We start from the raw sequence: 17,672 nt of genomic DNA on the forward strand, positions 1-17,672 counted from the left end.
AATGAGTAAACGTAGAATTAAAAAAATAGCCATTATTGGTTCAGGAATTATGGGAAGCGGTATTGCATGTCATTTCGCAAATATTGGCGTAGACGTGTTATTGCTTGACATTGTTCCAAGAGAATTAAACGATGCAGAAAAAGCGAAAGGTTTAACCCTAGAAAACAAATTGGTTAGAAATCGTTTAGTGAATGATGCTTTAGCGGCCTCATTAAAATCGAAGCCCTCGCCTATTTATCATCCAGATTTTGCTAAACGCATCACTACAGGTAATTTAGAAGATGATATTTCTAAAGTTAAAGATGTAGATTGGATTATGGAGGTTGTGGTTGAACGCCTCGACATTAAAAAAAGTGTTTTTGAAAAACTAGAAAAACACCGAACTCCTGGTACTTTAATCACTTCAAACACATCGGGTATTCCTATTCATTTTATGAGTGAAGGCCGTTCGGAAGATTTTCAAAAACATTTCTGCGGCACCCACTTTTTCAATCCGGCACGTTACTTAAAATTATTCGAAATTATTCCTGGTCCTAAAACATCACAAGAAGTTTTAGACTTTTTAAATGGTTATGGTGAACAATTCTTAGGAAAAACCTCGGTTGTTGCTAAAGATACACCTGCCTTCATTGGAAACCGCATTGGTATTTTTGGTATTCAAAGTTTATTCCATCAAGTAAAATCTTTAGGCTTAACGGTTGAAGAAATTGATAAATTAACTGGTCCGGTGATTGGACGACCAAAATCGGCAACCTTTAGAACGGTAGATGTGGTTGGGTTAGATACTTTGGTACATGTTGCCAACGGTATTTATGAAAATTGCCCTAACGATGAAGCTCACGAGCTTTTCAAACTGCCCGATTTCATCAATAAAATGATGGAAAACAAATGGCTTGGAAGCAAAACCGGGCAAGGTTTTTACAAAAAAGAAGGTAAGGATATTTTAGCATTAGACTTGAATACTTTAGAATACAAGCCTTCAAAAAAAGCAAGTTTTGCTACTTTAGAACTAACAAAAACGGTTGATAAAGTCATCGACAGATTTAAAATATTAGTTTCAGGGAAAGATAAAGCAGGCGATTTCTACAGAAAAAACTTTGCTTCCATGTTTGCCTATGTTTCTAATAGAATACCTGAAATTACCGATGATTTATATAAAATAGATGATGCAATGAAAGCGGGATTTGGATGGGAACACGGTCCTTTTCTAATTTGGGATGCTGTTGGTGTAGAAAAAGGCATCGAAATCATGAAAGCAGAAGGTTTAGAACCTGCGGCTTGGGTGCGTGAGATGATCGCTTCAGGAAACACATCTTTTTACACCGTAAAAAATGGCGCCACTTATTTTTATGATATCCCTAAGAAATCACAAGAAAAAATTCCTGGTCAAGATGCCTTCATCATTTTAGATAATATTAGAAAATCTAAAGAAGTATTCAAAAACACTGGCGTTGTTATTGAAGATTTGGGCGATGGTATTATAAACTGCGAATTCCAATCTAAAATGAACACCATTGGTGGCGATGTTTTAGCAGGATTAAATAAAGCTATTGATATTGCTGAAAAAGATTTCGCTGGTTTGGTAATTGGTAACCAAGCAGCAAATTTCTCTGTAGGCGCTAATATTGGTATGATTTTCATGATGGCTGTGGAACAAGAGTATGATGAATTGAATGCCGCCATCAAATATTTCCAAGATACTATGATGCGTATGCGTTATTCGGCTATCCCAACCGTTTCTGCACCTCATGGCATGACTCTTGGTGGTGGTTGCGAACTATCCATGCATGCCGATAAAGTAGTAGCCGCAGCCGAAACTTATATTGGTTTGGTAGAATTTGGTGTGGGCGTTATCCCTGGTGGAGGCGGTTCTAAGGAAATGGCTTTACGTGCTTCCGATTCGTTTAAAAAAGGTGATGTTGAATTGAACACACTTCAAGAATACTTCCTAACTATTGGTATGGCAAAAGTAGCAACCTCTTCTTATGAAGCCTTCGATTTGGGTCTACTTCAAAAAGGAAAAGACATTGTTGTTGTAAACAAAGACAGACAAATTGCTACCGCAAAAGCCTATGCTAAATTAATGGCGGAAGCTGGATATACACAACCTGTAAAACGTACCGATGTAAAAGTGCTTGGTAAGCAAGCTTTGGGTATGTTTTTAGTAGGAACCGATTCTATGGAAGCTTCAAACTTCATCAGTGAACACGACCATAAAATAGCAAACAAATTGGCCTATGTAATGGCTGGTGGCGATCTATCTGAACCAACCTTAGTTAGCGAACAATATCTGTTGGATTTAGAGCGCGAAGCCTTTTTGAGTTTATGTACAGAACGTAAAACCTTGGAACGCATCCAACACATGTTAAAAACTGGGAAACCACTTCGCAACTAGTTGCGATGCTATAAGCCTTATGCTATGAGCAATAGGCTAAAATTATTTATAAATATATAAGCTTAAAGCATAACGCTTAAAGCCTAAAGCATAGAAAAATGAAACAAGCATATATAGTAAAAGCATACAGAACTGCTGTTGGTAAAGCACCAAAAGGTGTCTTTCGTTTTAAACGTGCCGATGAATTGGGTGCGGAAACCATCCAACATATGATGAAGGAATTACCTAACCTAGATGTAAAACGCATTGACGATGTAATAGTGGGTAATGCCATGCCAGAAGGTGCTCAAGGTTTAAATATGGCACGATTTATTTCATTAATTGGTTTAAATAGTGTAGATGTTCCTGGGGTTACCGTAAACCGCTTTTGTTCTTCAGGTATTGAAACCATTGCTATTGCAGCTGCTAAAATCCAATCAGGTATGGCCGATTGTATTATTGCTGGTGGTTCAGAAAGCATGAGTTCGGTGCCTATGACGGGTTTTAAACCTGAATTGAATTACGACACCGTTAAAGCGGGTCATGAAGACTATTATTGGGGTATGGGAAACACTGCCGAAGCGGTTGCTAATCAATTTAAAGTATCTCGCGAAGACCAAGATGAATTCGCTTTTAATTCACACATGAAAGCATTAAAAGCCCTAGCTGAAAACCGTTTTAAAAATCAAATTGTTCCTATTGATGTTGAACAAGTATTTATAGATGAAAACGGCAAAAAAGCTACTAAAAAATATACGGTAACAACCGATGAAGGACCACGTGCAGGAACAAGCATAGAAGCTTTAGCAAAATTGCGTCCGGTATTTGCCGCTGGTGGCAGTGTAACCGCTGGAAACTCATCGCAAATGAGCGATGGCGCCGCATTTGTGATGGTTATGAGTGAAGCTATGGTAAAAGAATTAAACTTAGAGCCCATTGCGCGATTGGTAAATTATGCAGCAGCAGGTGTTGAACCACGCATTATGGGCATTGGTCCTGTAAAAGCCATTCCAAAAGCACTACAATTAGCTGGCTTAAAACAACAAGATTTAGAATTAATCGAGTTAAATGAAGCATTTGCATCACAATCATTAGCTGTAATTAGAGAACTAAATCTAAATCCAGATATCGTTAACGTAAATGGTGGCGCTATTGCTTTAGGGCATCCACTAGGCTGTACAGGTGCAAAACTATCGGTGCAATTATTTGATGAAATGCGTCAGCGTAACATGAAAGGTAAATATGGTGCAGTAACTATGTGTGTTGGTACTGGTCAAGGTGCTTGTGGAATTTTTGAATTTTTAAATTAATAGAATAACTAAAATAAGAATGGAATCAACTGAAAAAGATATTTTAAGAGGTGGTCAATTTTTAGTAAAAGAAACAAATTGTGAAGACATTTTCACACCTGAAGATTTTTCTGAAGAACAACGCATGATGAAAGAAGCTGTTACAGAATTTGTAGACAGAGAAATTTGGCCAAATAAACCACGCTTTGAAGCAAAAGATTATGCTTTAACAGAATCTTGCATGCGAAAAGCAGGCGAAATGGGATTTTTAAGCATCTCAGTACCAACAGAATACGGTGGTATGGGAATGGGTTTTGTAGATACCATGTTGGTTTGCGACTATATTTCGGGTGCGACAGGTTCATTTAGTACTGCTTTTGGGGCACATACAGGTATTGGCACTATGCCAATTACACTATATGGTACTGAAGAACAAAAACAAAAATACGTACCAAAATTAGCTACTGGCGAATGGTTTGGTTCTTATTGTTTAACAGAACCTAGTGCGGGTAGTGATGCCAACTCTGGAAAAACCAAAGCCGTTTTGTCTGAAGATGGAAAATCATATAAGATTACCGGACAAAAAATGTGGATTTCAAACGCAGGTTTTTGTAGTTTAATGATTGTATTTGCTCGTATTGAAGACGATAAAAATATTACAGGTTTTATTGTTGAATACGATAAAAACAACCCTAATGGTATTACAATGGGTGAAGAAGAACACAAACTAGGTATTCGTGCTTCTTCAACCAGACAAGTATTTTTTAATGACACCGTAGTTCCTTTTGAAAATATGCTTTCAACCAGAGGAAATGGTTTTAAAATTGCCATGAACGCCTTAAATGTTGGAAGAATTAAATTAGCAGCAGCATGTTTGGATGCACAACGTCGTGTAATTTCAGAATCGGTTAAATATGCTAACGAGCGTATTCAATTTAACACTCCTATTTCAAGTTTTGGTGCTATTCGTCAAAAAATAGCAGAAATGGCAACTAACTGTTGGGTAGGTGAAACTGCAAGTTACCGTGCAGCAAAAAATATTGAAGACCGCATTATACTTCGTCAAAACAACGGAAAAGATTCACACCAAGAAGCTGAACTTAAAGGTGTTGAAGAATATGCTATTGAATGTTCAATATTAAAAGTAGCTGTTTCAGAATACACCCAACGATGTACAGATGAAGGCATTCAAATTTTTGGTGGTATGGGATTCTCTGAAGATACACCAATAGAATCTGCTTGGAGAGATGCACGTATTGCCAGAATTTATGAAGGCACAAACGAAATTAACCGTATGCTAAGTATTGGTATGCTTATTAAAAAAGCAATGAAAGGTCATGTAGATCTATTAGGACCAGCTACTGCGGTTGCTAATGAATTAACAGGCATTCCAAATTTCGACGTACAAGATTTTTCAGAATTATTTTCAGAAGAAAAAAGCATCATTGCCAATCTTAAAAAATTATTTTTAATGGTTGCTGGAGCTGCTCTACAGAAATATGGTGAAAAAATAGAAGAAGAACAACAACTCATGCTTGCTGCATCTGATATTTTAATTCAAATATACATAGCTGAATCAGCCATTTTACGTGCCGAAAAAATAGCCAAAAAAGAAGGCGAAGCGAATGCTAAAGAACAAATAGCCATGGCAAAATTAAACTTGTTTCATGCTATTGATGTTATTGAAACAGCAGGTAAACACTCCATCATTTCATTCTCAACAGGCGATGAACAACGTATGATGCTTATGGGTTTAAAACGCTACATCAAATACGTAAACATGCCTAACATTATAGAACTTCGAAATATTATAGCTAGTAAAATAATTAAAGAAAATAAATATTGCTTTTAAGCTAAAAATTATAGTGACTAACTCAATTTTAAAAGCGTTTCAGAATATATTTTTTGAAACGCTTTTTAATTTAAGTATTTTAGTAAAAAAATAAATTACAATGAAAAAATGGCTTTGTATTATCATGCTCTTTATTTCAGCTTCAATATTTGCTCAAAATGAGCAAATTCTTCAACCTAAACTAGAAAACATAAGTTGGATTTCTGGTAACTGGAAAGGAGAAGCCTTTGATGGAAAAACCGAAGAAAATTGGAGTAATCCTTCTGGTGATTCTATGATGGCTACTTTCAAATTAATAGTAAATAACAAAGTAGCTTTTTATGAAATTGAAATAATTCGTGAAATTAATAACACTTTAATACTTCAACTTAAACATTTTAATAACGATTTAAAAGGTTGGGAAACTAAAGATGAAACAATAGACTTTCCTTTAATAAAAATAACACAAAACAAAGCAGTTTTTGAAGGTATGATTTTTGAAAAAATAAGCACAAAAGAAATGAATATTTACGTAGATATTCATCAAGAAAATGGTAGTATTGAAAGAGTAAAATTCAATTATAAAAAGTAAATTTTTAATAGCAAAAACTCATAATTAAAAGCATCTATGACAAATCGTTTTTACATAACTACAGTTCTTTTTCTTTTTTCAATTATTACTATTCAAGCACAACTACTTTCAGAAAAAAATAAATTCACCAAACAAGATACTTTAAGAGGAAGTATTACTCCAGAGCGTGCTTGGTGGGATTTAACCTATTATCATCTAGATATTAAAGTAAATCCTGATGAAAAATATATTTCTGGAAAAAACACCATTCAATATAAAGTATTAGAATCAAACTCTGTTATGCAAATTGATTTGCAACCACCTTTAAAAATTACTAAAGTCACTCAAGACGGGTTAGATTTAGAAATAAAGCATAATGGTAATGCCCATTTTATAACCCTAACAAAACCTCAAAACGTAAACGATTCCAATAGTATAGAAGTTTATTATGAAGGTAATCCAAAGGAAGCTGTTAATGCACCTTGGGATGGTGGCATTTCTTGGAAAAAAGACAAAAACGGTAATCATTTTATAGCATCGTCTTGTCAAGGCTTAGGAGCTAGTGTTTGGTGGCCATGTAAAGACCACATGTATGATGAAGTTAATGGTATGAAAATAAGTGTTAATGTACCAGATAATTTGATGGATATTTCAAATGGTAAATTGCAATTAGTTGAACAAATTGGTGATACAAAAACCTTTCATTGGATAGTAAAAAACCCTATAAACAATTACGGGGTAAACATAAATATTGGAGATTACGAGCATTTCCACGAAGTTTATGATGGTATGGCGGGTAATTTAGATATGGATTATTATGTTTTAAAAGATAATCTAGAAAAAGCCAAAGAGCATTTTAAAGACGCACCAAAAATGATGAAAGCTTTTGAACATTGGTTTGGGCAATATCCGTTTTATGTTGATGGTTTTAAATTGGTTGAAGTGCCTTATTTAGGTATGGAACACCAAAGCTCGGTTACCTATGGCAATAAATACATGAAAGGCTATTTGGGGCAAGATTTATCGGGTACGGGTTGGGGTTTAAAGTTTGATTTTATCATTATTCACGAGTCTGGACATGAATGGTTTGCAAACAATATTACCTACAAAGATATTGCAGACATGTGGATACATGAAAGTTTTACTGCTTACTCAGAGAATTTATTTTTAGATTACTATTATGGTAAACAAGCATCAGCAGATTATGTTATAGGAACAAGAAAAAGCATTAAAAACGACAAACCCATAATAGGCATTTACAATGTTAACAATGAAGGTTCTGGAGATATGTACTACAAAGGCGCCAATATACTTCATACCTTAAGACAACTTATTGAAGATGATGAAAAATGGCGACACATTTTACGCGGTTTAAACACAACATTTTACCATCAAACAGTAACAACTAAACAAATTGAAGATTACATATCAAAAGAAACCAACATAGATTTAACCGAATTTTTCAATCAATACCTAAGAACCACAAAAATTCCAACATTAGAATATAAAATTGAAAAAAAAGCGTTAAAATACCGTTGGACAAATATTATTGAGAAATTTGATATGCCTATTCAAGTTACAATTAACGAAAAACAACAATGGCTGTTTCCCAAAGCAGATTGGAAAACATTACCATTGAACTCAAATAACACGACTTTTGAAATTGACCCAGATTTTTATGTTAAAGCGGAAAAACTATAAGTCCATTGAAAATACCCGAACTTTATTTTAAAACAGATACCGAATGGCGAGCGTGGTTACAAGAAAATTACGCTTCAGCAAAAGGTGTTTACTTAATATTTTACAAAGTTGAGCATGAAAATAAAAGCATGCGCTGGGAAGAAGCCGTAAAAGTAGCTTTATGTTATGGCTGGATAGATTCAACCGTTAAAAGTTTAGGAGATGGTAAAAGGCGACAATACTTTACACCTAGAAATGAAAAAAGCGTTTGGAGTGCATTAAACAAAAAATATATTGAAGTTTTAATTTCTGAAAATTTGATGCATAAAAGTGGACTTAAAAAAATAGAAATAGGGAAACAAAATGGTAGTTGGACAGCTTTAGATGCTGTTGAAAATGGCAGTATTCCTGAAGATTTACAAATTGAATTTGATAAAAATGCTATAGCTTTTCAAAACTACCAAAACTTTGCCCCTTCATACAGAAAAAGCTATCTATACTGGCTAAACCAAGCAAAACGAGAAGAAACAAGAAAAAAGCGCATTTTTGAAATTATTCAATTATGCGCTAATAATATCAAATCAAGATAACTGGTAATTAAATTCCACTTATAAAACTTCCATATGGATCTTTAAATTGAGTGCCTTCAGCAAATCGGTATTTACTTAAAAGTTTGAATTCTACCAAAGCCCAAAGTACAAACTCTTTTACAAAATAAGAATCTGATTTACTTATGTTTGGTTGGTATTTTCCTAACAAATCATCTAAAGGCGAAATAGCGTCAAGCATATTTTCATACTCCTTGTCTCTAACATCATCCAAAAGTTCAAAACCATCTTTTAGGTTAAAAAACCAAGACACAATATCATCATAAGGACTTTCATCTTCTTGTTTTTTAAGCTTTTCAATTTTAGGGAAAAACGCTTCAAATAAACTTTTTACAGCTTCTCCAATCAAATTATACGCCACCACTGAAGCACCTTCTTGCTCACCTTCATAAACCAACTCTACTTTACCAGTAATAGCAGGAATGATACCAACAAAATCACTTAGCCTAACCATAGTTTTATCATCACCCGATTTTAAAGCGCGTCTTTCTGCAGTACTTAGCAAGTTTTCAAAGGCAGTTATACTCAATCTGGCACTCACACCACTTTTTGCATCAATAAATTCACTTTCACGCGCTTCAAATACAATTTGTTCTAATAAATCTTTAGCCAAATCTGGCACTTTTACAGAATCTATTTGGGCTTCAACCACTCTTGCTTCTTGTTCTGTTATTAGTCTTGCGGTTTCTATATCTGTTGGATAATGCGTTAAAATTTGTGACCCAATTCTATCTTTCAATGGTGTAACAATACTGCCTCTATTGGTATAATCTTCTGGATTTGCTGTGAATAAAAACTGAATATCTAAAGGTAACCGAAGTTTAAAACCTCTAATTTGAACATCTCCTTCTTGTAAAATATTAAACAATGCTACTTGAATTCTGGCTTGTAAATCTGGTAATTCATTTATAACAAAAATGCAACGGTTGGCTCTAGGAATCATACCGTAATGTATAACTCTATCATCAGCATAACTTAATTTTAAATTTGCTGCTTTAATTGGATCTACATCACCAATAATATCTGCCACAGTAACATCTGGTGTTGCCAGCTTTTCAGCAAAACGCTCGCTTCTATGCAACCAAGTAATTGGGGTTGCATCACCTTTTTCTTTAATTAGTTCTTTGGCATACCTGGATATTGGATTGAATGGATCGTCATTAATTTCAGAACCTTCAACTACAGGTATATACTCGTCTAATAAATTCAACATTAAGCGTGCTAAACGTGTTTTAGCTTGTCCGCGCAATCCTAATAAATTAATGTTGTGACGTGACAAAATTGCACGTTCCAACTCAGGAATTACAGTATTTTCATACCCATGAACACCTTTAAAAGTGGTTTCTTTATTTTTTATTTTCTGAATTAAATTATCACGAAGCTCATCTTTAATGGATTTACTTTGATAACCTGCTTTTTTTAAATCGTTAAGTGTTTTAATATTTTCTATTTTCATTTTTCTGCTTTTCTTGAATCTTTTTTATCCTCTAATTCTTTTTTTTCTATTGGTTTCATAATCTTCAAAAATCATTTCGCCTAAACCTTTCAATCCGGTATAAAATGCTTTTCCTTGATTGGCATTGGTAAACTCTCTAACAAATTTCATTAAATAATTATCTTGAGCAATCATAAACGTTGTTATAGGAATATGTAAACGGCGTGCTTGTTGTGCCATCATATAACATTTATTGATTATGTGCTTATCTAAACCATTACTGTTTTTATAATATTCGCCATTAGGCAAACGCATACAACTGGGTTTACCATCGGTTATCATAAAAATTTGCTTGTTGGTGTTTCGTTTTCTTCGGAGTAAATCCATTGCTAATTCTAAACCAGCGACTGTGTTGGTATGATATGGACCAACCTTTAAATAAGGTAAATCTTTAATTTCTATTTGCCATGCATCGTTACCAAAAACCAAAATATCTAAAGTATCTTTTGGATATCTAGTAGTGATTAATTCTGCTAAAGCCATCGCTACTTTTTTGGCTGGCGTAATTCTATCTTCACCATATAGAATCATGCTATGGCTAATATCAATCATTAACACAGTACTCATTTGTGATTTGTGAAGGGTTTCTTCAACTACCAAATCATCTTCAGATAATGTAAAATCTGAAATACCATGATTTATTTGAGCATTTTTTAAGCTTTCTGTTACTGATACTTTATCCAAAGCATCACCAAATTGATAGTTTCTAAAATCGCCTGTATGCTCATCGCCTATGCCTGGGCTTTTGCTTTTATGATTTCCTTGACCACTGCGCTTAATTTTTCCAAAAATTTGATCGAGAGCTTGTTGCCTAATTGCTCTTTCAGTTTTTGCTGTAATGGCTAAACTTCCATTACCATCATTGTCAATTTCTTCTCTTAAATAACCTTTCTTTTTAAGATCTTCAATAAAATCATCAATGGTATATTCTGAAGTGGTTAGTTTGTATTCTTTATCTAACTGACGAAGCCAATCGATAGCTTCATCAAAATCGCCCGAAGTATGTGTGATAAGCTCTTTGAAAATTTCAAAAAGTTTATCAAATGGCGATTGGTTTGGGGCTTCATACTTTTTAAATACAAAGCCTTTTTTAAGTGTATTACTTTTTGTCATAGCTGTATAAAAATACTATATTTTCAAACAACTTACATGCCAATGCAATTAGATTTATCTATAACGATAAAAAGAAATTAAATACTACTTATTCAACACGACTTAAACCTGCAAGATCATCAATTTTTATTCGCTTGCCTATTGTTGTAATTAAGCCTTCTTTTTTAAATTGAGAAATTACCCTTATGGCAGATTCTATGGCTGTTCCTACAATATTAGCTAAATCTTCACGAGATAATAACACGCTTAATGTTCCATCTGGGTTTGTACCAAAACTTTTATGTATATAAATAAGCGTTTCTGCTAAACGCTGTCTTACCGATTTTTGGGCCATATTTACAATAATGTTATCTGCTTCTCTTAAATCTTTTGCCATTTCTTTTAAAACATCAAAAGAGAATTTTGGGTTTTTTTGTAAATCGTTTATAATTTCACTTTTAGGAATATAGCAAACTTCCATATCGCTTAAAGCTGTGGCTTGCAAATTAGAAACCTCGTCTGAAACTATAGAACGTTGCCCAAGCAAATCGCCTTTTACCACAATTTTCACTATTTGGTCTTTACCGTTTGAACTTAATTTAGATAATTTACAAATCCCATCGCGCACACAATAAACGCCGTTTACAATTTCACCTTCATCAAAAATAACGTCACCTTTCTTAATTGTTATTGTGGTTTTACAACTAGAAATACGCACTAATTCTTCTTTTGTTAAAGATTTTAATGAATTAAATTGTTTTATTATACATTGATCACATTTACCCATAATAACAAATTGTTTTATAATACTTTAAAACTAAATTTCAACCATTTAATGCAACACTAAAAAGGGAATATCTTTGTAATAACTAATGCCTTTTATTGTTGGGTGAAATAAAATTTTTTGAAAGTAGTTTAGGTTTTTAGCTAACATAGTTATTAAATTAATTTCTTTACTATCTACAAATTTTTGTACGGCATCTTCAAAAAATTTATTGGTTAAAAACTCATAACTATGTTTGTAATTGGCAAAGTAATCGTCTAGATATTCTTTGTTTCGTTGTTGGTCTTCATTAAGTTCAGAACCACTTTTATTAACGTGCAAAACTCGTACTGTTGCATTAAACATTTCTACAACATCAACCAAAGGTTGTAATGTTTCTGCTTGATAAAAAATTGAAAAATCGGTTGGGAATGCTATTTCTTTAGTTGCTATGAATCTGGCATTTTCTGGAACAACCATCGTTGTGCATTTTACTTTTGTAATTACATTTCCTGCATTGCTTCCTATACAAAAATTTTTTAATCCTGAATTTCCCTTTGTTCCCATTACTATAAGATGTATTTTTCTTTCCAACACCTGCTTTCTAATAGAATCGATAATATAATTTGTGTCTGAAATTGTAAAAAACTTGTGATTTGTATTATCCGGAAAATTCTTTTTAACACGATTTAATAGTTCTTGTAATCGCTGTTTTGATGGTTTAACAAGTATATTACTAGAATTGTTTTTATTTGAAGTGAACAAATTTTCTGAACTAGACATAACATCTGGTTTATTAACATGTAATAAATAAATGTTGCATGGCGTTTTGCTAAAAAATTGCAATGCATAGTCTATAGCATTCCATGCGTTTTCAGAAAAATCTGTGGGTATTAAAATGTTTTTCATGCTAATTACTTTCAATAAACAAAAGTAAATGCATGAGGTTTAACCAAATATGACCAATATCATAATTTCAGGTAATTTGCTACTAGCTAGCTAATTTGTTGCAATTTATTTAAATCTAATATTCGAATATTTCTACCTTCAATTTCAATCAACCCTGCATCTTTAAAACTAGATAAGGTTCTTATTAAACTTTCTAAAGCTATACCTGCTACACTTGCTAAATCGCTACGTGAAATTCTTATTGCATCTTCTGTGTTACGGTTAAGTTTTTCTGCAAATTTTAGTATTGTAGAAGCTGTACGTTTTTTTACCGAACTGTAAGCCATTTGCAATAATTGGTCTTTTACACCCATTAAATCGTCGGTTAATAATTGTATCAGTTCTAAGGTAACTGTATGGTTGCTGTTTAATACTTCGGTTAGCTGGTTTTTAGAAAGTGCTACTAATTTTGTATCCTGTATGGCCGTTGCTGTTTCTTGATAAGGTATGTTTTGTGTGAATGATGTGTAACCAAACAAATCATCTTCTTTAAATAAGGCAGTGGTTAGGTCTTTACCATTTTCATCTAGTTTATGGCATTTTACCAAGCCTTTGGATATTAAATAGATGTTATTGGAATGTTGCCCTTCTTCATATACAATACTTCCAGCATCTTGGGTTATTTCTTTACCATTATCATCAAAAAAGTTTTTTAAATCGTTAAGGGTTCTAAGTTCATCATCATTAGCAATAGTAGTATCTTTTTCATTTTCTTGCACTTCTGCTCTATCTTTTAAAATAGCTGCTTTTGCTAAACGACTTTCAATAGCACTTATTAGTTCGTCTTCTTCAAATGGTTTGGTTATATAATCATCAGCACCCAAATCCATTCCTTTTCTAACGTCTTTACGTTCGGTTTTTGCTGATAAAAATATAAATGGAATGTGTTTGGTTTCTTCACTTTTAGATAAGCCTTCCAAAACACCATAACCATCAAGTTCTGGCATCATAATATCGCAAACAATAATATCTGGTAAACTGCTTTTTGCAAGTTCTAACCCAGCTTTTCCGTTAGGTGCTGTAATTACATTATAATCAGATAGTTCTAACAATTCTGATGTGTTTTCTCTTAAAATAATATCGTCTTCAATCAATAATATTTTTTTCATTGCTTTGCTTTATTTGGAATTATGAATGTAAATAAGCTTCCTTTATTTTCTTCACTTTCAAAATGTATGGTACCACCTAAATTTTCAAGATGGCTTTTAACTATGTTTAAACCAATACCTGTACCTTGTGTAAGTAGTGCATTTTCAGCTCTAAAGTAACGGTTAAACACACTTTTTTGGTCATTTAATGGAATACCTATACCATTATCTTTAATTTTGAACGTGGTATTTTTATCGTCTTGTTTTATTTTTATATCTACTAAGGTGTTTTCCGATGAATACTTTATAGCATTATGAACTAGGTTAGACAATGCTAGTTCTACAATTTTTTCATCTTGAAACATCGAGTAATCATCAATATTTTCTGGGTAATTAATAATTTGTCCTTCTTTTAAAAGCATATTGGCATTGTAAACAACTTCGTTTACTACTTTACTTATTTTGAAGGTGCTAAATTTGTAATTTATTTTACCTGTTTCCAGTTTTTCAATTGATAAGAAGTCGTTTAAAATATTATTTAGGTAGTGAACTTTATCTGAAATTGTTTTCACATGCTTATCGCGTTTCTCTTGCTGTTCAGATAATTTGTATTTTCCTAATAGCATTGCAGATGTTAAAATACCGCTTAAAGGTGTTTTAAACTCATGCGATACTAGCGATAAGAATTTTGTTTTTAATTCGTTAAGTTCTTTTTCTTTTTTAAGCGCGTTTTTGGTTTTATTTTGTGCTTCAATACGTTTTTTTATTTCAATATCGCGTTCTAAATTCACAGCTTTTAAAGCTTCAACAGAGTTTCTTAATTCCTTAGTACGGGCTTCTACTTTTTGTTCTAGCTGTACATTTAGTTCTTGCAATTCAAGCTCTTGTTGCTTACGTATTGAAATATCAATTACCAAAGCCATTATAAACTGTTTGCCGTTAATTTCTAGTGGATTTAAACCTGCCTCTACCGGAAAAACTGAACCGTTTTTGTGTGCTCCAAATAAATCGCGACCACGCCCCATTTGCCTGCTTTCTTTTTGTTTCATAAAGCCTTCAACATGTGCGCCGTGTGTAGCATGGTATTTTTGTGGGATTAAAATACTTAATTCTCTTTTAACCAATTCTTGTTTTTCATATCCAAACATACGTTCGGCCGAAGCATTTGTTAAAGCAATTTTCTGATTACTATCTACTACAATAACACCTTCTGATACAGCTTCAAAAAGTACATTAAAAATATCTTTTTCATTTTGAAGCATTACACAAAAAACTTTTGAAGGTTATTACATAAAACTAAAGCAACCTTCCGATTAGGTTTAAAAAAGGAAATAAAAATGGCTGTTGGTTTGCTTTTTAATATCATACTTAAACTTTTGAAGTCGCGTAAAATTAAGTAATATATGACATATATCATATTTTAAAGAGACACAATTTTAAACATTTGCATCAGGTATAAATGAGCAAATAATTATGAGCAAAAGCACATGTTTTCATTGTGGTTTAGATGCTACAACTTCAAATATTTTATATGATGATAAGGCGTTTTGTTGCCAAGGCTGTAAAACTGTTTATCAAATTTTTTCTGAAAACGATTTAACCTGCTATTACGATTTACAATCAGCTCCTGGCACAACACCTAAAGAAATTGATGGTAAATACAATTTTTTAGAAAACGCTAAAATAGTTGAGCAATTGTTAGAATTTAACAATAATAACACACAAATTGTAACGCTATACATTCCGCATATTCATTGTAGTTCGTGTATTTGGATTTTAGAAAATTTAAATAAACTAAATTCTGCCGTAAATGTTTCAACTGTAAATTTTGGAAAAAAAACAGTTCGAGTATCTTTTAACACAGAACAACTAAGCCTAAAAAATTTAGTAATCTTATTAAGTAATATTGGTTATGAACCTTTTATAAGTTTAGATGATTATAGTGTTGGCAAAAAACACATAAACAGATCGCTTATTTACAAACTAGGTATTGCTGGTTTTGCCTTTGGAAACGTAATGTTTTTATCGTTTCCAGAGTATTTTGAAAGGCATGAATTTTGGTTAGAGCAGTACAAACACCTTTTTAGGTGGCTTATGTTTGCCTTTTCCCTACCTGTAGTTTTTTACTCTGGAAATGATTATTTTATTTCGGCATATAAAGGACTTCGTTCTAAAATTTTAAATATAGATGTGCCAATAGCTTTGGGCATTGCTGCGCTTTTTATTAGAAGCACTGTAGAAATTGTTTTCAATATAGGTTCTGGTTTTTTTGATAGCTTAACTGGACTTATTTTCTTTTTACTACTTGGTAAATTTTTTCAGCAAAAAACCTATTACTTTTTATCGTTTGAACGCGACTATAAATCGTATTTCCCGATAGGAATTACCAAAATCACCAATGAAGGAACCGAAGAATCCATTCAAGTTTACGATATTGAAAAAGGTGATAGACTACTAATTAGAAATCAAGAACTTATTCCTGTTGACTGTATTTTAATTAAAGGACAAGCGCTTATTGACTATAGTTTTGTTACCGGCGAATCTGAACCCATTACAAAACAATCGGGCGATAAACTTTTTGCAGGAGGAAAACAACTTAATGGTATTATTGAAGTTGACGTACTAAAATCGGTCGAGCAAAGTTACCTAACCCAACTTTGGAGTAATGATGCGTTTAAAAAAGATAAAGAATTAGCATTCACAAACATTACAAATCGTATAAGCAAACGATTTACAGCTTATGTATTATTAATTGCTTTTTCATCAACACTTTACTGGTTAATTACAGATTCCAGTAAAGCTTTAAACGTATTTACTTCTGTACTTATTATTGCTTGCCCATGTGCTTTGGCGTTGGCTGCACCTTTTACTTTTGGAAATATACTTCGTATTCTAGGGAAGAAAAAATTCTACCTAAAAAATGCAAGTGTTATTGAGCAACTTTCAAAAATAAACACCATTATTTTTGATAAAACAGGCACAATAACATCCAACAAAGAAACATATGTTCAGTATGAAGGTATTCAGCTTTCTAATGAAGAAGAAGCGTTGTTAAAAAACACACTAAGAGGTTCAAACCATCCACTAAGTCGTTCATTATATAACCTTTTAAAAACACACGATATTGTTCCGTTAGATGCTTATGAAGAACATCTAGGAAAAGGAATTGAAGCCAATTTTAAACAAAATAGCATTAAAATTGGTTCGGGTTCTTTTGTAGGTTATGCTTCAGAAACTACTACATTAAACACCAGTGTACATGTTAGTACCAACAACGCCTATAAAGGAAAATTCACCTTTTACAACGCTTACCGCAAAGGACTTTCAAAATTGTTTAACAGTTTAAAAAAAGACTACGATTTGGTAATTCTTTCGGGTGATAATGAAGGCGAAAAAGAAAATCTAACCAAATTACTGCCAACAAAAACCAAACTTATTTTTAATCAAAAACCAGAAGATAAACTTGAATATATAAAATACCATCAAACCGAAGGTGCTAATATTTTGATGATTGGAGACGGTTTAAATGATGCTGGTGCACTAGCACAAAGTAATGTTGGTATTGCTATTTCTGAAAACGTAAATGTATTTTCACCTGCTTGCGATGCTATTTTAGATGCTTCAAAATTCAACCAATTGTATCATTATATAACAGCTTCAAAACATGCTGTAAAAATTATAAAATGGAGTTTTTTACTATCGTTCTTATATAATAGTATCGGACTTTATTTTGCTGTTACTGGCAGGTTAGAACCCGTTATCGCAGCAATTTTAATGCCTTTAAGTTCTATTACAATTGTTGCGTTTACAACCGTTGCAACAAATGTTGTTGGAAGAAAATTAAAATAAATAAGCTTTAAATACACAAATAATTACTAGTGGATTTATAGCCAGAAAAAGAATAAAAAGAAACATGACAAAAGTCATATTTTA

The 17,672-nt window shown here is 32.7% G+C and carries 13 protein-coding genes; 7 read left to right on the forward strand and 6 right to left on the reverse strand.

Annotation, left to right across the window (positions count from 1 at the left end):
- Window position 1 precedes the first annotated feature (1 nt).
- The 6 genes from ACFQ1R_RS05885 to ACFQ1R_RS05910 all read left to right on the forward strand — a co-directional run bounded on the left by ACFQ1R_RS05885 (window position 2) and on the right by ACFQ1R_RS05910 (window position 8,335).
- Window positions 2-2,395 carry a 3-hydroxyacyl-CoA dehydrogenase/enoyl-CoA hydratase family protein gene (locus ACFQ1R_RS05885; RefSeq protein ID WP_379925196.1) on the forward strand — a complete coding sequence of 798 codons (2,394 nt, stop codon included), beginning with the start codon at window positions 2-4 and terminating at the stop codon, window positions 2,393-2,395.
- Between the two features lie 98 nt (window positions 2,396-2,493).
- The gene (locus tag ACFQ1R_RS05890; protein ID WP_379925197.1) at window positions 2,494-3,684 is read left to right on the forward strand and encodes an acetyl-CoA C-acyltransferase; all 1,191 of its coding nucleotides are present in this window, start codon (window positions 2,494-2,496) and stop codon (window positions 3,682-3,684) included.
- Window positions 3,685-3,703: 19 nt separating this feature from the next.
- The gene (locus ACFQ1R_RS05895; RefSeq protein WP_379925198.1) at window positions 3,704-5,515 is read left to right on the forward strand and encodes an acyl-CoA dehydrogenase family protein; all 1,812 of its coding nucleotides are present in this window, start codon (window positions 3,704-3,706) and stop codon (window positions 5,513-5,515) included.
- Window positions 5,516-5,615: 100 nt separating this feature from the next.
- Window positions 5,616-6,086 carry a DUF6265 family protein gene (locus ACFQ1R_RS05900; protein WP_379925199.1) on the forward strand — a complete coding sequence of 157 codons (471 nt, stop codon included), beginning with the start codon at window positions 5,616-5,618 and terminating at the stop codon, window positions 6,084-6,086.
- A 36-nt stretch (window positions 6,087-6,122) separates the two neighbouring features.
- Window positions 6,123-7,766, forward strand: coding sequence for a M1 family metallopeptidase (locus ACFQ1R_RS05905; RefSeq protein WP_379925200.1), 1,644 nt, complete (start codon window positions 6,123-6,125; stop codon window positions 7,764-7,766).
- Between the two features lie 5 nt (window positions 7,767-7,771).
- The gene (locus tag ACFQ1R_RS05910; protein WP_379925201.1) at window positions 7,772-8,335 is read left to right on the forward strand and encodes a YdeI/OmpD-associated family protein; all 564 of its coding nucleotides are present in this window, start codon (window positions 7,772-7,774) and stop codon (window positions 8,333-8,335) included.
- A gap of 7 nt (window positions 8,336-8,342) precedes the next feature.
- On the opposite strand, the gene ACFQ1R_RS05915 is transcribed toward ACFQ1R_RS05910, so the two are convergent.
- The 6 genes from ACFQ1R_RS05915 to ACFQ1R_RS05940 all read right to left on the reverse strand — a co-directional run bounded on the left by ACFQ1R_RS05915 (window position 8,343) and on the right by ACFQ1R_RS05940 (window position 15,001).
- A complete protein-coding gene (locus ACFQ1R_RS05915; protein WP_379925202.1) occupies window positions 8,343-9,809 on the reverse strand; it encodes a magnesium chelatase in 1,467 nt (488 codons plus the stop codon).
- Window positions 9,810-9,833: 24 nt separating this feature from the next.
- Window positions 9,834-10,961: a vWA domain-containing protein gene (locus ACFQ1R_RS05920; RefSeq protein ID WP_379925203.1), complete on the reverse strand. Its 1,128-nt coding sequence runs from the start codon at window positions 10,959-10,961 to the stop codon at window positions 9,834-9,836.
- An 88-nt stretch (window positions 10,962-11,049) separates the two neighbouring features.
- Window positions 11,050-11,727 carry a Crp/Fnr family transcriptional regulator gene (locus ACFQ1R_RS05925; protein WP_379925204.1) on the reverse strand — a complete coding sequence of 226 codons (678 nt, stop codon included), beginning with the start codon at window positions 11,725-11,727 and terminating at the stop codon, window positions 11,050-11,052.
- A 45-nt stretch (window positions 11,728-11,772) separates the two neighbouring features.
- Window positions 11,773-12,612: a universal stress protein gene (locus ACFQ1R_RS05930; RefSeq protein WP_379925206.1), complete on the reverse strand. Its 840-nt coding sequence runs from the start codon at window positions 12,610-12,612 to the stop codon at window positions 11,773-11,775.
- Between the two features lie 86 nt (window positions 12,613-12,698).
- Window positions 12,699-13,760, reverse strand: coding sequence for a response regulator (locus ACFQ1R_RS05935; RefSeq protein WP_379925207.1), 1,062 nt, complete (start codon window positions 13,758-13,760; stop codon window positions 12,699-12,701).
- Window positions 13,757-15,001: a PAS domain-containing sensor histidine kinase gene (locus ACFQ1R_RS05940; RefSeq protein ID WP_379925208.1), complete on the reverse strand. Its 1,245-nt coding sequence runs from the start codon at window positions 14,999-15,001 to the stop codon at window positions 13,757-13,759. The genes ACFQ1R_RS05935 and ACFQ1R_RS05940 overlap by 4 nt, the downstream gene beginning before the upstream one ends.
- A 211-nt stretch (window positions 15,002-15,212) precedes the next feature.
- Between ACFQ1R_RS05940 and ACFQ1R_RS05945 the strand changes: the two genes are divergently transcribed.
- The gene (locus tag ACFQ1R_RS05945; protein ID WP_379925209.1) at window positions 15,213-17,588 is read left to right on the forward strand and encodes a heavy metal translocating P-type ATPase; all 2,376 of its coding nucleotides are present in this window, start codon (window positions 15,213-15,215) and stop codon (window positions 17,586-17,588) included.
- Window positions 17,589-17,672 lie beyond the last annotated feature (84 nt).

Origin of the sequence: Mariniflexile jejuense, assembly GCF_042675665.1 — a bacterium.
Classification (GTDB): domain Bacteria; phylum Bacteroidota; class Bacteroidia; order Flavobacteriales; family Flavobacteriaceae; genus Mariniflexile; species Mariniflexile jejuense.